At 54.6% G+C, this 19,798-nt stretch carries 18 protein-coding genes and 1 pseudogene; 4 read left to right on the top strand and 15 right to left on the bottom strand.

Going from position 1 to position 19,798, the window contains the following annotated elements; all coding sequences use genetic code 11:
• Positions 1 to 2: 2 nt before the first annotated feature.
• The 13 genes from N1030_RS14950 to gmd form a co-directional block, all read right to left on the bottom strand.
• Positions 3 to 944: an NAD-dependent epimerase/dehydratase family protein gene (locus N1030_RS14950; RefSeq protein ID WP_265826301.1), complete on the bottom strand. Its 942-nt coding sequence runs from the start codon at positions 942 to 944 to the stop codon at positions 3 to 5.
• A 95-nt stretch (positions 945 to 1,039) separates the two neighbouring features.
• Positions 1,040 to 2,086, bottom strand: a complete 1,047-nt coding sequence (locus N1030_RS14945) for a GDP-L-fucose synthase family protein (protein ID WP_265826300.1) — start codon at positions 2,084 to 2,086, stop codon at positions 1,040 to 1,042.
• A 188-nt stretch (positions 2,087 to 2,274) separates the two neighbouring features.
• Positions 2,275 to 2,937 (bottom strand): acyltransferase, encoded by a 663-nt coding sequence (locus tag N1030_RS14940; protein ID WP_265826299.1) that lies wholly within the window; start codon positions 2,935 to 2,937, stop codon positions 2,275 to 2,277.
• A 53-nt stretch (positions 2,938 to 2,990) separates the two neighbouring features.
• Positions 2,991 to 3,917, bottom strand: a complete 927-nt coding sequence (locus tag N1030_RS14935; protein ID WP_265826298.1) for a polysaccharide deacetylase family protein — start codon at positions 3,915 to 3,917, stop codon at positions 2,991 to 2,993.
• Positions 3,914 to 5,068: a polysaccharide pyruvyl transferase family protein gene (locus tag N1030_RS14930; RefSeq protein ID WP_265826296.1), complete on the bottom strand. Its 1,155-nt coding sequence runs from the start codon at positions 5,066 to 5,068 to the stop codon at positions 3,914 to 3,916. The genes N1030_RS14935 and N1030_RS14930 overlap by 4 nt, the downstream gene beginning before the upstream one ends.
• Positions 5,055 to 5,996 carry a radical SAM/SPASM domain-containing protein gene (locus N1030_RS14925; protein WP_265826295.1) on the bottom strand — a complete coding sequence of 314 codons (942 nt, stop codon included), beginning with the start codon at positions 5,994 to 5,996 and terminating at the stop codon, positions 5,055 to 5,057. Before N1030_RS14925 ends, N1030_RS14930 begins: the two co-directional genes overlap by 14 nt.
• 47 nt (positions 5,997 to 6,043) lie before the next feature.
• Positions 6,044 to 7,537, bottom strand: coding sequence for a hypothetical protein (locus N1030_RS14920; RefSeq protein WP_265826294.1), 1,494 nt, complete (start codon positions 7,535 to 7,537; stop codon positions 6,044 to 6,046).
• Between the two features lie 14 nt (positions 7,538 to 7,551).
• Positions 7,552 to 8,262 (bottom strand): class I SAM-dependent methyltransferase, encoded by a 711-nt coding sequence (locus N1030_RS14915; protein ID WP_265826293.1) that lies wholly within the window; start codon positions 8,260 to 8,262, stop codon positions 7,552 to 7,554.
• A 95-nt stretch (positions 8,263 to 8,357) separates the two neighbouring features.
• Entirely contained in the window at positions 8,358 to 9,527 is a 1,170-nt protein-coding gene (gene neuC, locus N1030_RS14910) for a UDP-N-acetylglucosamine 2-epimerase (RefSeq protein WP_265826292.1), read from the bottom strand.
• Complete coding sequence (locus N1030_RS14905; RefSeq protein WP_276038044.1) at positions 9,520 to 10,554, bottom strand: N-acetylneuraminate synthase family protein; 1,035 nt, start codon at positions 10,552 to 10,554, stop codon at positions 9,520 to 9,522. The genes neuC and N1030_RS14905 overlap by 8 nt, the downstream gene beginning before the upstream one ends.
• Positions 10,555 to 10,570: 16 nt before the next feature.
• Positions 10,571 to 11,269 (bottom strand): acylneuraminate cytidylyltransferase family protein, encoded by a 699-nt coding sequence (locus N1030_RS14900; protein ID WP_265826291.1) that lies wholly within the window; start codon positions 11,267 to 11,269, stop codon positions 10,571 to 10,573.
• A 51-nt stretch (positions 11,270 to 11,320) separates the two neighbouring features.
• Positions 11,321 to 12,181, bottom strand: coding sequence for a sulfotransferase domain-containing protein (locus N1030_RS14895; RefSeq protein WP_265826290.1), 861 nt, complete (start codon positions 12,179 to 12,181; stop codon positions 11,321 to 11,323).
• Positions 12,182 to 12,257: 76 nt separating this feature from the next.
• Complete coding sequence (gene gmd, locus N1030_RS14890) at positions 12,258 to 13,349, bottom strand: GDP-mannose 4,6-dehydratase (RefSeq protein WP_265826289.1); 1,092 nt, start codon at positions 13,347 to 13,349, stop codon at positions 12,258 to 12,260.
• Between the two features lie 797 nt (positions 13,350 to 14,146).
• Here gmd and N1030_RS14885 point away from each other — a divergent pair.
• Together N1030_RS14885 and N1030_RS14880 are read left to right on the top strand one after the other, a co-directional pair.
• The gene (locus N1030_RS14885; protein ID WP_265826288.1) at positions 14,147 to 14,767 is read left to right on the top strand and encodes a histidine phosphatase family protein; all 621 of its coding nucleotides are present in this window, start codon (positions 14,147 to 14,149) and stop codon (positions 14,765 to 14,767) included.
• A 158-nt stretch (positions 14,768 to 14,925) separates the two neighbouring features.
• Entirely contained in the window at positions 14,926 to 16,236 is a 1,311-nt protein-coding gene (locus N1030_RS14880; protein WP_265826286.1) for a D-alanyl-D-alanine carboxypeptidase family protein, read from the top strand.
• A gap of 103 nt (positions 16,237 to 16,339) precedes the next feature.
• On the opposite strand, the gene N1030_RS14875 is transcribed toward N1030_RS14880, so the two are convergent.
• Positions 16,340 to 16,804, bottom strand: a complete 465-nt coding sequence (locus N1030_RS14875; protein WP_265826285.1) for a C-GCAxxG-C-C family protein — start codon at positions 16,802 to 16,804, stop codon at positions 16,340 to 16,342.
• Between the two features lie 143 nt (positions 16,805 to 16,947).
• Between N1030_RS14875 and N1030_RS14870 the strand changes: the two are divergent.
• Positions 16,948 to 17,835: pseudogene (locus N1030_RS14870) on the top strand (LysR family transcriptional regulator).
• Between the two features lie 93 nt (positions 17,836 to 17,928).
• Here N1030_RS14870 and N1030_RS14865 read toward each other — a convergent pair.
• Positions 17,929 to 18,546, bottom strand: a complete 618-nt coding sequence (locus N1030_RS14865) for a Lar family restriction alleviation protein (RefSeq protein ID WP_265826284.1) — start codon at positions 18,544 to 18,546, stop codon at positions 17,929 to 17,931.
• A 138-nt stretch (positions 18,547 to 18,684) separates the two neighbouring features.
• On the opposite strand from N1030_RS14865, the gene mutY reads away from it, so the two are divergent.
• Positions 18,685 to 19,791 (top strand): A/G-specific adenine glycosylase, encoded by a 1,107-nt coding sequence (mutY, locus tag N1030_RS14860; protein ID WP_265826283.1) that lies wholly within the window; start codon positions 18,685 to 18,687, stop codon positions 19,789 to 19,791.
• Positions 19,792 to 19,798: the final 7 nt, after the last annotated feature.

The following is a 19,798-nucleotide window of genomic DNA, read 5'->3' as shown; positions in this document are numbered from 1 at the left end:
TATTACCGACCTACAAGGCGGAGTCCGCCTTGGCCCTGCGTATTTCTGACAGCCCAAAACCACTCGGCAAAACGCTGCACCCCTTCTTCAAGGGAAAGACTCGTGCCACCTCCCAGCGACTTGAGGCGTGAAATATCTGCCTGCCAGCGCAAAGGATCTCCGGTTCGCACCTGCCCGTTGAAATGCACGGGAACATCAAGCTCAAGTTTCCGCACAAGGAGTTCGACAATCTCCCGCACCGAAACCTGCCTTCCTCCGGCCACGTTCAGCACGGCATTGGCGGTTTCCTGTGCAATCAGCAATGACACGACATGCGCCAAGTCGTGCACATGGATGAAGTCCCGCGTCTCTTCACCAGTGCCGAACAGTTCCAGGGTCCCCTCTGTCGCTTTGACTGCGGCATCCCACAACAGCTGTTTGGCAAGTCCTTCGCCATAGCAGGAAAAAACACGCAGGATGACATACTCCTGCCCATAAAGTTGGCAGTATTGCTGAATGATGCTTTCGCTGAGCACCTTATGATAGCCGTACGGTGAAATTGGCTGCAGAGGACTTGTCTCCGCAACCGGAAGCGACTTGGGGTTGCCGTATACGGCCGCGCTGGAAGGAAAAAAGAACCGTGCGCGTATCCCCGCCAGACGCATTGCATCGAGAACATGCGTCACAAGCCTGGGACCGGCATCAAAATCCGCTGCGGGATTATTTATGGAAAATGGAACGGAACCGCGCCCGGCGCAGTGGATGACGGCGTCAGGACGCAGATCACGAAGCAGATCGGCCAGCCCGGGGTCCGGCAGCGCCATCTGTCGATAACCATCAAGGGAGTCATCCGGCTTCCCGGCGGAACGCCCGATGCCGACAACCCGGCAGTCCGCGCCCAGTACCCGGGCGACATTGCTGCCGATGAAACCGTTTACTCCTGTTACCAGAACAGTCTTCTTCATTCGCTCTCCGTTTACCCCCCGTTATTCCTTGGCCGTCGGCACGTATCCGTCCAGACTTGCACGGATGCCGCAACGCCGCAGCCCCCTCAACGGGGTCAGGACTTCAGCCGCTCCATATACCAGCGGTACACTGCAGCCACGCCCTCCCGCAATCCGATGCTGGGCTCCCAGCCCAACGCCTTGATACGGGATACATCCAAGACCTTGCGGGGAGTGCCGTCCGGCTTTTCCGTATCAAACACCAGCGGAACATCCACTCCCACCACGTCGCGAACCAGTAGGGCAAGCTCCCTGATGGTAATATCCTCACCAGTGCCGATATTCAGCAACTCCGTCTCGTCCGTCTTGAACACAAGGTGGACGCAGGCTTTGGCAAGATCATCCACATGCAGAAATTCACGTCGCGCAGTGCCCGTGCCCCAGACCACAATTTCCGGCCTGCCTGCGGCACCTTCCAGCCCCAAACTCCTGCGGACATCGTCGGGAACAGGGCCGAAAACCGCCTCATCCCTCGTTACGGCCTCCATATCCCCTTGCGCAATCATCCTTGCCAGATGGCACTTGCGGAGCAGCGCGGGCAACACGTGCGAGGTCTCCAGACTGAAGGAGTCTCCCGGCCCGTAGAGGTTGGTGGGCATGACGGGCACGAAGGATGTTCCGTACTGCCTGTTGTATGCTCGGCACATCTCTATGCCGGCGATCTTGGCAACGGCATAGGCTGAGTTGGTCGGTTCCAGCGGCCCGGTCAGAAGGCTCTCCTCGCGAATGGGCTGGGGAGCCATCTTAGGATAGATGCATGAACTTCCGAGAAACAGAAGCCGCCTGACCCCGTGCTTGTACGCCTGATGCAGAACATTGTTCTGAATAGTCAGATTGTTGTAGATAAAATCTGCCGGATAGGTGCTGTTTGCCAAAATTCCGCCGACCCTCGCAGCGGCAAGGAATACCACCTGCGGCGTATACTCTGCAAAAAACGCCTCAACAGCGTGCTGGTCGGTCAGATCCAGCTCGGCATGGGTTCTCAGCAGGAGGTTACGAGCGCCTCCGGCCTGAAGGCAGCGTACTATCGCTCCGCCCACCAGCCCCCGGTGTCCGGCCACGTATATGGAAGTCTCCGGATCGAAACTCTGAGGTAATTTCATGGATACATCCGTTCGAAAACAGTTGCGTTATGCCCATACAAAAACAGGCGCATAAGTACCGTGCAATCCCGTCAAACGGCAGCAGTTCCGCACGGTTTTCAAAAATGAATGCACAAGCTGTTCCAGTTGGCGCCTTCCATCTGGCGGCAGCCGCCACTCATTCTATTCCGGCTGCGGCAACACCGGGGTCAGATTGAAACGCCCCCGCCGCCGACAATGGGATTGACGGTTTTTGTCACGGCATTCTTGTGCAGCATTCTGACATACATTTCACGCGAGGGGACCGGAACCGCCTCCCGTGCGGCAAGCAGCTCTTCAAGATGCTGGGCATCCCTCACCTTGACCCAGGTTCCTGATCCGAAATCGAACAACCGTATTATTCGCGCCGGCGAACCTGCCACCACGGCAAAGGGAGGAACATCTCTGGTGACAACCGAGTTGGCTCCGACCACACTGCCCCTGCCGACCACCACATTGCCCGAAACAACGGCATTGATGCCCAACCAGCAGTTCTCCTCCACAACCACCTTTCCTGCCGTGGCTCCCTGATCCATATAGGGGCGCATGATATTGCTATACACGTGGTCCGCATCGGCAACAAAAACGCGCGGTGCAAAAAGGCAGTAGTCGCCTATCTCCAGAAAGCCACCGGCGGATATCATCGATCCCCGCCCGATCAGAACGCACGACCCTATCTTCATGCGCTTTCCCTGATCCCTGTGGCAGACATTGAGCCAGGAGTTATCGCCGATACAGGATCCGCGGCCGATATCAATATTCGCCATACCAATTATCTGGACATCATTACCGAAACTGACGCCAGGATACATATCCTCAAATTTGGTATGCACGTACTTCTCCAATACGCAAAAGATTCATTGCACGCTGCCACACACAGCACATGCTACGCCGCAACATAGCTTTTTCCGAACGGGAACTCCATGCAGTCGTACCGGGGCAACGTCAGCGGCACATCAAGGTCAGCAGCCGAGACATCACGTGACTCAACGGAAAGGCAATACTGCACGCCATGGTCCCTGAGAATTCGTAACGTTTCGTCGTTATAGCTGATATCTCCCCCGTACGGAAAACAAAACCACGAAACAGGATGCCCCAGAATCTGCGCCAATGCGTCCACGTTGGATGCAACTTCCTTACGCTGCTCCTCCGCATCAAGGCTCGAAAGCAATGGATGAGAAACCGTATGGCCGCCAATGACCATCCCCGCCTCATCCATCAGCCTCAGCTCCCCGCTTCCGAGATAGAATTCGCCCTCGGCGTTGAACTCAGGAAGATACAGGTCATGAAGCCGTTCCAGCACATGGCGCCTGGCCTGTTTGTCGAGGCAGTAATTCATAATGCGCTTGAATTCCGTTTCCTCGCTCTGCGGCTGAAGCGTGTAAACCGGAGAACAGAATCCGTTGGCCTGCAGGTCGATACCGGCGGATTCGATCAGCTCCTGACAGCGCTTCAACATTGTTGCACCGCCGTACGCGCCAAGAAGGGCATGGACCATATGGACATCCAGCGTCCCCGGCTTGTCCGAGCCATCCGTGCAATGCAGAAACACTCCGGTAACGCCCCGCTCCTGCAATTCGGGCAGAACGTATTCATAATGGTCGCGCAGCCCGTCATCAAAGGTCAGCAGATAATCATTTTCACCCAACGGTTTTTTGTCGCGCAGGGCGGCGTCCAGTTCCATGCGCGTCAGGATTCGCCCGTCCCTCTGGAAGAAGTCCAGTTGGCGACGAAAATCATCAATGTGCAGAAAACGCAGATACGGAAACGCCGCATCCGGCTTTCTGACATAGTGATACATTATGATTTTCATAACACCGAATCCAACCAGCCCTTCATCGTTCCAAGAAAAGCTTCGGCATCACTGCGAACACCTTCCATGACCTTTGCATACCGCGCGGAGACTTCTTCACCCTTTTCTAGCGAATCCACGACAAGCGTCTCCAGCCGTTCGGCAAAGGCCTCCTCCGCAAAACCAAGTGCCCGGTCCGGCATTCCGAAATACGAATAGAGTTCGCGAATCTGGGGATGCGTGACAATCCCCACGGAAGGAACATTCAGCCCGACACTGCAAATATTCGTGTGCAGCCGTGTGCCAATGTTCAGGGCGCACTTTCTGTACAGGTCGAAAAAGTACTTTTCCGCTCCCTGTCCGTGCAGGTAGGGGGCCACGGTTACACGCCTGCGCAGGAAATGGTCTTCGAACTGACGAATGAAGTCTGAAATGAAGGCGAAATCCTTATGGATATGCGGATAGAAAACCAGATTCACATCGGGCAGACGCCGCATGACGTTGCTAAGCACGTCCGCAAACGTCTGCTTGAAATCTTCCAGTGTAACACCGTTTGAAGATGCAAACCGAAAATCCAGCATATCCCCTGCGAGATTCACCCCGATGGTTCGGGAACCGGGAGCCAGCTCCGGATGAAAATGATCCTCGGGCTGAACAAAGTGCCCACCATCCGGCATCAGGTGAATCCTGTCCGCATATTCGTCGCCAAGCACCCTGCGGGCCGAACCGGGAGAGCCATCATTTCTGACGGAGACCAAAAACTGCGGAGAGGCAAGGGTGTAGTCAAGAAACTGCTTGAAACGATCTACACAGACATCCGGCGCTCCCATGTACGGGTCCAAGCCCAAGGCATAGAAAAGACAAGGGGTATTGATCTTGCGGAGCACTTCCGGCGGAATGGCCACACTGGTTCCGGTCGGGGAGCTTTCAACCCACAGCTCGAAATAGTTGCCGCCACCGCACACAAACAGGTCATATTTGTTGACCAGTTCTGCGAAATCATCATCAAACTGCCGCCACTTCCAGAAATATTCCCGCATCTCCAGAGGGGTAATATCGAACTCATACTCCGGCAGGTACTTCTTCCAGAGATAGCTCACCCCGCTATGGTTCGCATTGTCGCCGATGTTGCCATCAAAGCTGGCCAAATGCAGAACACTAATCTTTCGCATTACGCTTGCTCCTGAGCATGAGCTCCTTGTCAACCGGTTCATAGGCAACCCCGCCGCCGGCAACACAATTGCCGCACATGATGCCCTTTGCATTCCCCGCGAGATGGCGTTCCCGCACCGACACGAACATGGGGCTTGCCCAGGCTTCAGCAAGCGAGACCTTTGTGAGGTCTGCCACTGCCAGCGCGTTCTCGAAGTCAAAACAGCAGACGTTCATATACCCCTCTGCCGTCACATGCACCCGGTTGAACACCATGGGACAAGGCAGACTGAAACCGTGGTCCAGTTCCGCGCTTTCCACTCCGGGAACAGGACACGTCCCGTGCACATAATATTCGTCGATTTGCGATGCGAACTCGTCACGCATCGCAAAAATGGCTTCACGAGTCTCGGCAACGTATGTGGAAGAAACATAAATCTTGAAATTCAGCTGCGATTTCTTCCGATAATCGATAAGCCAGCGCAACCTTTCCACGACCTTCTCGAAATCGTCCTTGCCGTGAATGGCTTTGTAGTCAGCCTTGCAGCCAGCATTGATGGAGAACTTGAAGGAATCGAGCCCCGCATTCAACACGGCCTCGTAGTCACCGGTCTTGCCAACGCCGCCGTTCGAGGAAAGATAGATATAGCCTATGCCCACTGCCTTGGCGTGCCTGACGATATCTACAAGCTGAGGATGCAGAAACGGTTCTCCGCGAAGGTACAACCCTACCTCCTGAACCCCCAGTGCGGCAGCCTGCTCCAGAATGTCCTTGGCAAACGGGAGCGGCATGTTCATCTTCCTGATGCCAAAGCTGTGGTTGCCGCAAAATTTGCAGGCATGATTGCAGGCATTGCTCGGCTCCAGCATCATGACCTTAGGGAATCCCGGAACAGGATTCAGGGAGATGTTCTTTCCGTTTTCCTTGATACGCTTTGTGATGGACATAATGCCCTCCTGTTGATGTGCACCGGCAGCTCCGAAGCTTCTTCAAGCTAAGCCTTGGCCCCCCGGTACACACGTTCAAGACCTTCACGTTGAATACGCTCATGCTGGACCATGGAAATGTAATCACCATCCCCCAGACACCTGAGCACCGCTCCGACTTCGGGATCCGCTTCCAAGTCCTTCAGCGACCTTTTTCCCCACAGGGCATAGTCGCTGGGCTGCGGCGTGAAGTCCGTCCAAATCCGTCCGCATATCTGCGAAAGGTAATACGAGAGCCAGGCTTCATCCACGGCCCTTGGGTTCGGCACGACATCATCCGTCAGCGCGTTCCGTATCGCCTCAAAATATCCGTTCTTGCTTACCGGCATTTCCGCAAAGAAAAAGCCTGCATAAAACGCAGGAGCCACGGGAATTACCGTCTTGCCCATAATGGCGGCTTCCACTGCGATGGAAGAAACAAAAGGCAGAACAACCCTACTCGACGTAATGAGATCGTACGTATTTACCGGGGCGTTGCAATCGAAGATGGTTACACGGTCGGAACCGGCGTAACGCTTCACCAGCCTGTGCACCAACGCGTCGTTTCTCCACGGGATACGCTTTTCATACGGATGCTGGCGCACAGCCACGCTGGCCTGGGTTTCCGCAAGGATGTAGTCCAGCGTTTCCTCAAGCCAGGCGAGGGAATCCTCGAAAAGAACATGCTTGCCCAGCGCGGACGAGTCGTTCTCGATATTCAGGGGAAACAGGACATCATATTGCCTGCCGGTATCCGAGCTTCGTTTGACAGGCTGAAATAGATACTTGTCCACGCCGTCAAATCGCTTCTGCAGTTCAACCTCGCCAACCTTCTTGGCGTAAGCAATGACATCCCTGTCTTCAAGCAGCTGGAACATCACGTGAGGAATATCATCCAGATGGGCGGCCACGGAATCTATCCCCGTTGAAATTGAGGAAACTCCGCTGTCATAGGTTGTCACCCGCACGCCATTTCTCTTGCATGCATGCAGGAACAGCCCGGAATTAGCGACAATCCCTCCGGGCAAAAGAAAACTGCGAGGAGAAGCGGACGAGAAGTAACCCAATATCTGCGGCAGGCCGCCAAGCAACGTTTTCAGACAATCGTACCGGCGGGTATGGAGCCCCGGTTCCGGCACCGGTGTCTTATGCCACCAAACCGCATTCAGGGATGCAAGCCTCAAGGCCTCCTCAAGATAATCCCCGTCAGGAGCCACGCCCTGCATCTCGGAAATTCTGTAAAATCGCAGCCCCCGTTTGGAAAGCAACAAAAGTGCTTCGGCGATTTCATGCATCTGCCGCTCTTCGGCTGGCTGGAACGGATCCGGAAGATCATCCCACACGAAGTGGACCGCATAACCACGCCTGTACAGCAACAGCCCGAGAACAATGCTGTACCATGGCACAGGAGTGCTCAACCATGTTGAGATGTAGATGGCAATCTCTTCTCCGCGCGAACGTGGTCCGGGGGATCGCATGTCATCCTTGATGAACTCCTGTAACTGTCTGATGGGCATGGTCATGGCATCTTCTCCGGCTACTTTACTATTTCCATGACAAAACAATGTACCACCATGGAAAGGCCGTTCACGAGCATGCCTTCACCCTGATCATCGCGGATCGTCCATGCCCTGAAGGGGTTGCTCTCCCGATACGCGATATCAACCGGGGGATGGAACTTTGTGAAGGAATACGCCGTAACGCCATCAATCGCATCAAGATATCCGGAGACGCTTTTGCAGGAATGGACGTAAAACAACGTGGGCTCTCCCTCGTCGCCGGACATAACATACGAGGCCTGTACATCAATGGGGTAGGGGTTGAAGATGCCGAACAGATACGCAGTTCCTCCCGGCTTCAGCCAGGACAGGATATTTGCGAGGCATTGTTTCATATCCCGTATGCCGGAATGAACCCCGCTCATGAAAACCACATCCTGCGAAGCCGGAGCAAGCGTCTGCGTCTCCATCACCGACCCCACAAAAAAAGTCTCTCCGGGCATCACGCTCCGGGCTTTCTCAACAAGCTCCCGCGAGGGATCGAATCCGCATAACTCCAACTGACTCCAGCGGTCCCGCACGTGATACAGGAACTCTCCTGCAGCACAGCCAATGTCACAAACCTTGAGCCCGGGACGCACGCCTACCCGTTCTTCCAGCAATGCCGCAAGGTGTTTGAAAATTTCCTTGGGCTCCTTGTAACGGTTCTCCTGAAGGTAGATGTCCCGGTCCCGATCCAGATTTGACATGGTATGTTGCTCCCAAATGGTACAACGGTTCAGCCCTGCACGGGCATGCTTACGCCAGCCACCGGCCAGCCCCAATGGCGGAGAACCGCCTCATGTTACTGACAAAGATTAAACTGGTGATCGACAAACTGCTTCTGCGGCTTTGTGAGCCAGATATTTTCATCCATGAGAATATTGATAAATTTTTCCGCGCTGTTCCCCTTTCCGAAATCAAAACGGGGCTTATGGGGAACCATGTCCCGCGCCTTGCCGATCGCTTGCAGAATCGCTTCGGAATCACCGTCCACATTGACTATGGAAGAACAGCTGAAGCGCCCGTCCTGCCGGCTTCCGATGTTGACGGAAGGCACACCATAGACCGGCGTTTCACGAATTCCGGCACTGGAGTTGCCAAGCAGATATTGCGCATCACGCAGCAGCACGAGGAAATAGTCTATTCGCAACGAGGGATAGATGACGATTCTCGGGTTGTTCTTCAGGCGTTCATATTCATCAAGAATGATGTCGCTGCCATGATCGTTGTTTGGATAGATAACGATATAGTTGTCCTTGGACTGAAGCATCGCATCCACAACGTGCCTTGCTATTCTCTTTGTCTGATCCCCATCTGTGGTTACGGGATGCAGCAGGGTAATGGCATACTCCTCAAAGGGAATGTTGTAGTGCGCCAGCGCCTGTTCCTTTGCGGGCAAATCGGCAGAAAGCATCAAGTCCACATCGGGAGAACCGATGGAATAGATGGCCTCAGATGATTCCCCCATCTGCATCAGCCGCTTGCGGGATTCGCCGTTTGCCACGAAATGAAGATGGGCGAGCTTGGAGACGGCATGACGGATAAGCTCGTCAATGGTGCCGGAAAGCTCGCCGCCTTCGATATGGGCCACAAGAATATTACGCAGGGATCCTACAATGGAGCCGGCCAGCGCCTCCACCCGGTCACCGTGCACCACGATCATATCCGGCTGATACTGGCTTACATAACGGGACAGCCCGAAAATGGTATTGCCGAGCACCATATCCATGGATTCCCCATGCACCTGATTCATGTAGACGTGCACATTGCGGAACCCACCTTCCAGACGGAACGAATCATACTTCTTCATCACCTCATCCACCGTGTAGCCATAGCGCGAGAGCGTATGCATGCCGGTGATGAAAATGCAGTATTCGAACTGATCATGCTCGCTCACCTTGTCGATGAGGCTGCACAACTTTCCAAAGTCGGCCCGGGTGCCGGTAATGAAGAGCAATTTCTTTTTAGCCATCGAAATCTCCCCATGCCAACTGGGCATTCTTCTTCACGGGGCGAGTCGCAACCCGTCCCAGTATTCCTTCAAAATCCTTGGCCAGAATGTCGCCGGTGCCGGGACGCTTGACCCAGAGATTCTCCCTGCTGAGCACGTCTCCGGCCTGAATATTCTTAATGGCGACCACACAGGCGTATGCAAAATCGATTGTGGGCTGCTCGTCCGGCAGAATATCCTTTTTGCCGCCCATGGCCTGATGTAGCGCGCGTGAGCCTTCAATCAGTTGACGCAGCTCCTCGGGATCAATGGAAATAGGTACATCAGGACCGGGCCACGATTTGTCGCAGGTAAAATGCTTTTCCAGAATGGATGCCCCAAGTGTGACCGCGCCGTAGCATGTATAGTTGCCCAGCGAATGATCCGAAAGGCCCAGCACTGCATCAGGAAACGCCTCGGCCAGATCCTTCAGGGCTCCCAGCCTGACCTTGTCATACGGAGTGGGGTACAGGGAGGTGCAGTGCAGTATCGCGTGCGGCGTTCCAGCCTCGCGCAGAATGGCCACGGCAGGTTCGATCGAAGCAATGTCATTCATGCCGGTGCTCAGTATGACGGGCTTGCCGAACGATGCCACGTGACGGATCAGCGGATAATTGTTGCACTCGCCAGAGCCAATCTTGTACGCGCACACACCCAAGGATTCGAGCTGGTTCGCTGCCGCCCTCGAAAACGGAGTGGAAAGAAAGATCATGCCCAACTCTTCAACCCGCGCCTTGATGCGCCGTTCTTCATCCTCGGTCAGCACGCAACGGGAAATAATATCCCATATGCCTTCCTTCGCATTTCCGGGCACGACCTCATTGGGAACCATCTCATCTTCAAGGATGTGAGTCTGAATCTTGACGCACTCGCACCCAGCCTTGGCCGCCGCCTCCACCATTTGTATGGCCTTCCCGAAATCGCCTTCATGGTTGATTCCGATTTCCGCAATGACAAAAGGAGCATGGTCGGGACCAATTCTTCTTCCAGCAATCATTATCTCAGACACAGCGACCTCCAGGACATCAATTGCCATCGCGCTGCTTCAACAGCAGATCCGCAATGTTGAGTTCATACTCATTATCTACTTGCAACGACCGTTCCACGGGTATTTCATACCCATACAGCCTGTCGGGATAAAAGGAACGATCCCGGTACAGTGAGCTGACCGTGTTGAAGTATAGCGAGCCGTTGATATAGTACGTTTGCTGCAAATCCTGCTTCCTCGGATAAACCACATCCTGCGGGACAAAAGGATGCAACAACCCTTGCGAATCAAAACATCTGATAAAGTAGGGATGCTCCACAGATTCACACACCGATACCATTGCCTCGGCATGCCTCGCGATCGCCTCGCGGGCGAATCCGTCAATATCTTCCGCCAGACGCAGCGGCGATGTGGGCTGCAGCAAAACCACCGCGTCAAAAGGTTCGAATCCAAGCTCTCCAAGAGTCTCCAGGGCATGAAAGACACAGTCGATATGCGGCGAACTGTCGCCGGCAAGGGCTGCGGGGCGCATGAACGGAACAGAAGCCCCATAGCTACGGGCAACTTCGGCTATTCCTTCATCATCGGTGGACATGACCACCTCATCCAGCATTCTGCTTTTGCAGGCTTCTTCGATAGTCCAGGCAATAAGAGGCTTGCCCCCGACGCTCTTCAGGTTCTTGCCGGGAATTCGTTTGGAGCCGCCCCGGGCTGTTATCAGACCTAACAATCGCACAATGTCTCCTCGCTCTGCCCCAAGGACATTTAGACAATCGCAAACACGGGCTTAGCCCATGACAAACTCATCCACAGAGATATCGTGCTTTTCCAGCAGCCGTATGAGCATTTGAGCTTCCACTGTATTGAAATGCTCCCTCCACTGCCCAATTGCACCGCTACGGACGAAACTACCTGTAAAGGTGCTGCTCTCAGGCATCACCACTGCCCGACCCGTATCTTTTTCTTCCTGCCGCGCTTTGTTTATTGAAGAATTCTCTATTGCAACGCGAAGCTTATTCGTATCAATCTTAAAATTAAGCCATTGGAACAGCATCAAAACGACATCAAATGGATTCGTAAATAGACTTTCATATGCAATTCGTATAACCTTATCGCTTTTTCTAGAAAAATCTCTGGCAAATCTATAGTGCTCTATATAAAACTTCATGAGATGATTAACTGCCAAGTCTATTTTGCTTTCTTTCTTATTCTCTGACCCAATTCTGTTCTTAAATGCAAAATAGTAGTAACTCACAGCCATATCGAGAGGATTTCTATACAAATGAACAATCTTGCTCGCAGACGAATATTTAAGATATTCATAATCGTCATGACCAAAAATAAAATCGCTGTATCCTGACTGTCTTATGACATGATCTTTACATGCAGGGACATACTCTCTATGCACCTTGAAATCAGAATATTTTTCAGGAAACATCACAAAATCACGCTGATTGGGAAACATGTCTTTCAGCTCTGAATACGACACTCTTCCCTCATTACTGGAATAAATCAGCGACAAATAGTTCGCGACAATGATCCTGAGATAGTTTGTTCCCGACTTCCTTATGGAATCAAGAATGATCGTCTGATCTTCAAACTGTTTTGAACGCTGAACGTATTGTTCTATTGCCGAATCCTGAATCATATAAAAAACCTTCCTTCAAACAGCCATGGTCTGACAGCAAATCCGGGCCGCAAAAAGACTCCGTGCTCTGCACTCACTATTCCTGAGGCAGAAAAACATCATATCCGTGGCGGCGACACAAATCCTCCCGCCGTGCCTCAAGCAGATCTGACTGAACCATTTCGCGAACGAGCTCCCTGAACGTTACTTCCGGCTCCCAGCCCAACTCCTTTTTGGCCTTGCCGGGATCCCCCAGCAACGTCATGACCTCGGTAGGACGATAGTATCTGGGGTCCACCGCCACTATGCACTTTCCGTTCGCGGTGTTTATGCCCTGTTCGTTTTCGCCGGAGCCTCTCCACTCGATCGACATGCCCAGCTCTTCGGCTGCCGCTTCGACAAAATCTCTCACGGAATACTGCTCGCCTGTTGCAATCACGTAATCCTTCGGTGCATCCTGCTGCAGCATCAACCACTGCATCCGCACGAAATCTTTGGCGTGTCCCCAGTCGCGCTTGGCATCCATGTTGCCGAGATAGAGACAGTCCTGCATTCCCAGCTTTATGCGGGCCAACGCACGTGTAATCTTTCTGGTCACAAAGGTTTCCCCCCGGACCGGCGACTCATGGTTGAACAGAATGCCGTTGCAGGCGTACATATTGTACGCTTCACGATAATTGACGCATATCCAGTAGCCGTACAGCTTGGCCACGGCATAGGGAGAGCGAGGATAGAACGGCGTGGTTTCCTTCTGGGGTATTTCCTGCACCAAGCCAAAAAGTTCCGATGTAGAGGCTTGATAGAAACGCGTTTTACTCTCAAGCCCCAGAATGCGGATGGCCTCAAGCAAGCGTAGCGTTCCCAAGCCCGTAACATTGGCAGTATACTCTGGACTCTCGAAAGACACGGCCACATGGCTTTGCGCGGCAAGGTTGTACACTTCGTCTGGCTGGACTTCCTGCATCAGGCGAATGAGATTGGTGGAATCGGAAAGGTCACCGTAGTGTAGGAAAAAATGGCGGTCGCGTTCATGCGGGTCCTGATACAGGTCGTCTATGCGCTGCGTATTGAACGACGAAGCACGACGCTTGACGCCATGAACCTCATACCCCTTTTCCAGCAGGAACCGGGCAAGATATGATCCGTCCTGACCGGTTATACCCGTTATCAGTGCCTTTTTATTAGCCATTACAACCTCGGCATTGCGCTGCCCTGCAGCGTTATGGCGGGACCAGCCTGCCCCGCTCTTCTTGGTGATACAGCAAACAACCTCAGCATGCCCCCCTGCCTCGCGGCTGGCAGTCATGACCTGCAGCAGACAAAAGCAAAAAACATACCACGAAAAAACGTATAAAATGGCTCCGCTCTGCAACAAGATTATTCTTTTAATATCAAGAGAGTTATCTCCAGAAACCAACCACGACACCTCTTGCCCCAAACGGGACCCGCCCTCCTTTCCAGCCCAACTCACTCGCTCCCAGCACCACAGCCCCTCCTCCGCAGTGACAGAACAACAAACTATAATTATTGATTTTTAACAACATATACATATCGGCATAAAGACCAATCCGCGTCTCCTTGGAACAATGGCCCCCCCCATGCCGTCAAAACTTCGTCTCGACAAACACCCCGGGCAAAATGTTTCACCGCCACACCTCCTCTTGCGCCACCTCACGCCAACAGAGAGCCCCTTCAGGTGCTTCCCCAATAAGAGCAGAAAAATCGGAAAGATAATATCAACACCGTCATGGACTTACCAAGATAGCCTTACCGACTCCAGACCAGCTTTACGAAGGCCCGCCACAACATTGCCCCTCCGCTACGCTCACGAATACCCCAGCCCCCCCGTCTGAGCATATGGACAGACGAACTGCCGAAAGCATATATTGCCGAAAACAACGAGGGCCGGCCCCGAAACCAGGAGCGCCCGCATAGGCAGCACAACTCCCGGATGATCAGTCGGCCCACCGTCAGGGCAAAGCATCAATGAAACACGAAACCGAATTCGGCCTCATTCGCCACGGACAGACTTTCTGGAATGTGGAAAAACGCATTCAGGGCCAGACGAACACCTCTCTTTCCGACATCGGCATATCTCAGGCCGAAGGCTGGGGCGTTTCGCTGGCTAATCATAAATGGGACCGCGTTCTCTGCAGCGACCTGAACCGCGCCATGCAGACAGCCTCCATCATCAACAAGCGACTCGGCACACTGCCTTTGAGCACGGACTCCCGGCTCCGCGAACAGGATTGGGGCAACTGGGCAGGTCGCACCCTGACGCAATTGCGCACAGAAGAGCAAGGCGAGATGGAAAGACAGGAGGCAGCCGGCTGGCAGTTCACCCCCGCAGGGGGAGAAAGCCGGCTGACGTTGCTGCACAGGGCCATGGACGCCCTCAGGGACTGTGCAGGAAGACATCCCGGAGAACGCATTCTTGTTGTCACCCATCTGGGATGTTTGAAGGCGATATCCGACCACTTCACGGAACTGCGCACGGGATGCGCCCAGCCCGTGAAGGAACCTGAACTTACGGGTAAGTATATTCTGCACCGCTTGCGTTGCGAGAAGGGCCTGCTATCCGACATTGAACTCAATGTAGCGTTATGACGAGATCCCGGACGCGAGCGATCCGGAACAACACATCTCTGGCGTTGACAGAAGAACAGTTTTCTGCATCTGCAAGCGACCTCTAAGTAACTGCTTTTTGGGAGAAAATTCTCTTGACGCGCGACCGGTTGCCTCGTAAGCCATCGCCCATGGCAGACATGTCGCATCGTACTGTCGCAGGCAAGGTCCTTGCGGTTGTGCTGGCTCTGGCCCTCTGGCTGGGGGGCTTTGCCACACCCCTGCTGCAAAGCGGACATGCTGAAGCCGCCAGCACCACAAGCGACAGAACCGCATCTACCCATCCGACTACTGCCAAGCAGGTCCAACCTGCAAAGAAAAAGCCTGCCAAAAAGGCTACGAAGAAGAAAAAAGGCAGCCGGAAGAACAAGAAAAGCACAGCCACAGTCAAGACCGCAGCCGCCGTGACCGCGGCAGCCGCTGCCGTCATTCCCGTTGCCGAGCCAGGCGATCCCCGCTTCTGCATCATCCAGAAGTCCCAAACGTCTCCGGCCCCTTTCCCTCAGGACAATTCTCACGCTGCCGTCGACGCCCTTGCAGAGCAAGTGGCAAGACAGGGTGCAGACCAATCGCCCCTTCCGGCAGAGACTGCCAGCATCGAACGAGCCCCGGAACCGATAAAATTGGCACGGGACCTCAAGCAGCCCAAGCGCCCGCACCTGAACGTAAAGGCCGCCTATCTCGTCAACATGACCACGGGTCAGGTCTATTACGAGCAGAACGCGGACAAGCCCATTCCGCCTGCCTCAATCACCAAGCTGCTTACACTCTATATTGTTCGTGAGGCCATGGAGAAGGGCAAGCTCTCTGCGCTGAAACCCATTCCTGTAAGCGCCCGTGCCGCAAGGACTTCCGGCTCGAGCATGAAGCTCAGAAAGGGTCAGGAAGTGGCCGTGAATGAACTCATTAAAGGCATCAGCGTTGTTTCCGCCAACGATGCCTGCGTAGCTGTTGCCGAATATATGGGCAAAGGCGACGCCTCCCGGTTCGTGCGGGAAATGAACGCAAAAGCGCACAAGATGGGCATGACCAAAAGCGTGTTCAAGAATCCCAACGGGCTGCCTGCAAAGGGGCAATATTCTACGGCGCGAGATATCGCCAAGCTTTCGATAAGCTACCTAAAGGCGTTCCCCGAATCCCTGAGCATCCACTCCATGACGGACTACAGCTACAACGGGAGAAGCCACAGAAACGCCAACTCCCTGCTGGGTAAATACGAAGGAGCGGATGGCCTGAAAACCGGCTTTGTCTGCGCCTCGGGATTCAACATTTCCGCAACCGCCAAACGCGACGGCACCCGCCTGCTGGCTGTCGTTCTGGGAGCACAGACGCCCATAATAAGACAGGTTGAAACAGCAAAGCTGCTGGACTACGGATTCAAGCTTGTGGAAATACAGAAAAAGAACCGGAAGCCCGTGGCGTCCATATCCACCCCCGCCGCAAAGCCATAGCGCACCGTTCATCAAGGTTGATGAACAAAGATATTCAAAGGGCCGGAGTATTCCTCCGGCCCTTATTTTACGAATCCACTCCTGTCCGCCTTGCAAAAAGGCGCTACCGGCATCCGCAGGAAACCTTGCCCTGACATGATACAGGAGTCTCCAGCATTTCCGCGAGGGTGTCTGCCGTAAACCGTACAAGCTTACGGCACTCCACCTCCTGCGCGTCACCGAAACGTTGACGCAATTCCCCGCAACGGGTTGTGCCAAACTCCTCTACAAAGGCTTCACGCAACATGGCGCCCAATGATGCGGGATAATCCCAGCTTTCACCGGGGCCGCGCCTGCCATGCAACTGACCGATGGCAACCAGCCCTCCGCTCAGGGCACCACATGCCTCCTCAAAACATCTGCCAAAACCGCCGCCAAAGGCCGTTGCGCACGCAACAGCGCTTTTGGCGCACTCACCCTTGGCATTCAGCACGGCCTTGGCCACGGCCTCTGCACAATGAAACTGATCCGCAAAATATCCTGCGGCTACGTCGCCCGTCGACGGCCTCCCCGAATTCCTGTTTTCCATGACAGCCTCCTTGTCATAAACAATCTGTCATGCCTATTATCGAACCGCGACAATCGTATCCAACGATTTAATCCGATGACAGCAATCGCCATTTCCGATCACGCCGTTATCCCTTTGCATACAAGGCTGAAAGAGGAGCCATCATGGAATTACGACTGCTCAGAACATTCAGAGCCGTGGCAGAGAGGCTCAACTTCACCCGTGCAGCGGAAGATCTTTTCCTCGCACAATCATCCGTTTCAGCGCAGATTCGACAACTGGAAGACGATCTGGGTGTCTCCCTGTTCGACCGCATCGGACGCCGCATCCTGCTCACTGATGCAGGGGAGACACTCCTGCACTACGCCCGGCGAATGGAGGCCATGTCCGAAGAGATCCGCCATGAGATGGCCGCAGGCAGTGAAAAGGCAGGCGCTCTGACCATACGCATTCCCGAAACGGTTGCCGCAGAGTATATGCCCCCAATTATCGAAGAGTTTCACCAACGCCACCCCAAGGCCGTTCTGAACTTCATCAACTGCGGCGACGCCCGCCTCAGGGAAGAACTGAATTCCGGCCGCATAGACCTCGCCTTTCTGCTGACGGACGATATCTCCATACCCAATGTGACCGTGGAAGCGCTCAGGACAGAACCTCTGGCATTGGCTGCGGCACCGCACCACCCGCTGGCACAGAAGAAACAGGTCACAACGGACGCCATGCAGAGCCAGACCATTCTGCACATGCGCGTAGACTGAAGTTACCGCAAAGCGTTCGAGCGGTCGCTCGACGAAGAAGGCATCCAACGCAATCCACTGGTATTCGCCAGCGGCCGCGGACACAGGAAGAGCCTGCTGCGCGGGACAGGCATTGCGCTGTGTCCGCTCACCAGCATTACCGGTGACCTGCAACGGGGCGCACTGGTTACGCTGGACTGGCCCCCCGCCCCACATGAAACTGCCCTGCTCATGATCCGTCACGTGGACAAATGGTGCTCACCACTGCTGTCCGAATTCCTTTCCCTGACACGAAATCATATTCTGGCAAGCTGAACAGGCTGGGTTCAGGACACAGACATCCCATACAACTGAACAGGCCCCCTCTCCGAAGAGAAGGGGCCTGATAAATGTCATAATCGGCGGTTGCTACATGTTCTCGGCAAGAACATCTGTCGAATACCTGACCAGCGCATCAAGCAGGTCGGTCTGTTCCCCTTTCAGCTGGACAAAGCAGCCTCCGATGCCAACGACCTCGCGTCGCTGGTGCAGATGACGCGGACTGAAACGGAAAGCCTGAACACTGGCGGGGAATGCCCCGTCAGACTTGCTCATCTCCTTGGGACACTTGAAAAACAAAAAGGTGTCCATGTGCCGGAATTCCTCAATGCCGACCGGCACAGCACTTACATCGCCGCCCGTCAACTCCAGAAAAGCTCCGAAATGCGAGACGTTACGCATGAATCCCGTCACCCTTTTCCCGCGAACCCCTCCCAGGGCAAGCACAACGGGAATCTGCACCACAAAACGGTCATCGCGCCTGTCCTGACACTCAAGGCGCTTGATTATACGGCTTTTTCGCAAATCCTCACCATACACAAACATGGTGCTGCTGCTCCGGTTCCACATCTCAAGGGCATCCTCGGGCGAATCGGTTCGGGGCCCCACCTTTTCGCACTGCTCGCAGGAGACGAAGTGATACACACCGTCATGTTGCAACAGCACAACCCTGCCCCCGCATCCGGTACACGGCTTTGGCAGTTCCATAAGCTCCATCCCTCCGGAAAAACGATCCATTTCGCTTCAAACAGATATCAAGCTATCATAGTAAGCATAAGTTCAGGTACTTTCCACTATAATAATGCACGCCTTGTACTTTGCCTTGCGAATGGCTACAAGGCGGTCATGCTGCACCCGCAAGACCATTCCGCCTTCTCATCGGCCCTGCTCGACTGGTTCGACCAGAACAAACGCCCGCTTCCGTGGCGAACGGACTATCAGCCATATCACGTCTGGATATCGGAGATAATGCTCCAGCAGACCCAGATGGAACGGGGCGTGGACTACTTTCTTCGCTGGATCGAGCACCTGCCGGACATCGCCTCCGTGGCCGCCGCAGACGAAGACACCGTGCTCAAACTCTGGGAGGGTCTTGGCTACTACTCCCGCGTACGCAACCTGCACAAAGCCGCCCGCATCATCATGGACCGCCACAGCGGCTGCTTCCCCGAAGATATCGCCAGCATCCGCGCCCTGCCCGGCATCGGCGATTACACTGCCGGAGCCATAGCCTCCATCGCTTTCGGGCAGGATGCCGTTTGTATCGACGCCAATGTGGAACGCGTTATTGCCCGGGTCTGCGACATCGACTCGCCCGTGAAACAGAAGGAGAACATGGCCTTTGTCCGAAAGACGGCCCGTTCCCTGCTGCCTTCGGGGCAGGCGCGCGAGTTCAATCAGGCCATGATGGAGCTGGGGGCGCTGGTCTGCTCCAAGAAGGCGCGTTGCGGGGTGTGCCCTGTGAGCCGGTGGTGCGAGGCCCTGCATCTGGGCATAGTACATGAACGCCCTGTCCCCACGCCCAAAAAACCCATCACCCACCTCGACGTGGGCACGGGCCTGCTCATCCACAATGGCCGCATCTTCATCCAGAAGCGCCCCGAACACGGCGTGTGGGCCGGATTCTGGGAATTTCCCGGTGGCTGCGTGGAACAGGGCGAACAGCCGCATGAAACCGTGGTGCGCGAATACATGGAAGAAATGGAATTCGCCGTGACTCCGGTAGACAAGATCACCGTCATCAACCACGGCTACACCACCTACCGCGTCTCACTGCACTGTTATTTCCTCAAGCTGAAGGCGGGCGACGGCACGCCCGTACTGCACGCCGCAACCGACCATCGCTGGGTACGCTTCGACGAGCTTGACCGGTACACCCTGCCCGCGGGCCACCGCAAACTGGCAGACTTTCTGGCAACCGACCTGCGGCTTGCCGGACTGCTGGAGGAATAGCCTGCAG

The organism is Desulfovibrio mangrovi (genome assembly GCF_026230175.1).
Taxonomy (GTDB): domain Bacteria; phylum Desulfobacterota; class Desulfovibrionia; order Desulfovibrionales; family Desulfovibrionaceae; genus Halodesulfovibrio; species Halodesulfovibrio mangrovi.
Note: the sequence above shows the minus strand (reverse complement) of the source record. Positions and strands in the feature narration are given on the sequence as shown.

Bases quoted from the DNA above. Each gene is read 5' to 3' on its own strand.
- N1030_RS14950 (WP_265826301.1), bottom strand. From the start codon at position 944: ATGAAGAAGACTGTTCTGGTAACAGGAGTAAACGGTTTCATCGGCAGC.
- N1030_RS14945 (WP_265826300.1), bottom strand. From the start codon at position 2,086: ATGAAATTACCTCAGAGTTTCGATCCGGAGACTTCCATATACGTGGCC.
- N1030_RS14935 (WP_265826298.1), bottom strand. From the start codon at position 3,917: ATGAAAATCATAATGTATCACTATGTCAGAAAGCCGGATGCGGCGTTT.
- N1030_RS14930 (WP_265826296.1), bottom strand. From the start codon at position 5,068: ATGCGAAAGATTAGTGTTCTGCATTTGGCCAGCTTTGATGGCAACATC.
- N1030_RS14925 (WP_265826295.1), bottom strand. From the start codon at position 5,996: ATGTCCATCACAAAGCGTATCAAGGAAAACGGAAAGAACATCTCCCTG.
- N1030_RS14920 (WP_265826294.1), bottom strand. From the start codon at position 7,537: ATGACCATGCCCATCAGACAGTTACAGGAGTTCATCAAGGATGACATG.
- N1030_RS14915 (WP_265826293.1), bottom strand. From the start codon at position 8,262: ATGTCAAATCTGGATCGGGACCGGGACATCTACCTTCAGGAGAACCGT.
- neuC (WP_265826292.1), bottom strand. From the start codon at position 9,527: ATGGCTAAAAAGAAATTGCTCTTCATTACCGGCACCCGGGCCGACTTT.
- N1030_RS14895 (WP_265826290.1), bottom strand. From the start codon at position 12,181: ATGATTCAGGATTCGGCAATAGAACAATACGTTCAGCGTTCAAAACAG.
- gmd (WP_265826289.1), bottom strand. From the start codon at position 13,349: ATGGCTAATAAAAAGGCACTGATAACGGGTATAACCGGTCAGGACGGA.
- N1030_RS14885 (WP_265826288.1), top strand. From the start codon at position 14,147: ATGAAACACGAAACCGAATTCGGCCTCATTCGCCACGGACAGACTTTC.
- N1030_RS14880 (WP_265826286.1), top strand. From the start codon at position 14,926: ATGTCGCATCGTACTGTCGCAGGCAAGGTCCTTGCGGTTGTGCTGGCT.
- N1030_RS14875 (WP_265826285.1), bottom strand. From the start codon at position 16,804: ATGGAAAACAGGAATTCGGGGAGGCCGTCGACGGGCGACGTAGCCGCA.
- N1030_RS14865 (WP_265826284.1), bottom strand. From the start codon at position 18,546: ATGGAACTGCCAAAGCCGTGTACCGGATGCGGGGGCAGGGTTGTGCTG.
- mutY (WP_265826283.1), top strand. From the start codon at position 18,685: ATGCTGCACCCGCAAGACCATTCCGCCTTCTCATCGGCCCTGCTCGAC.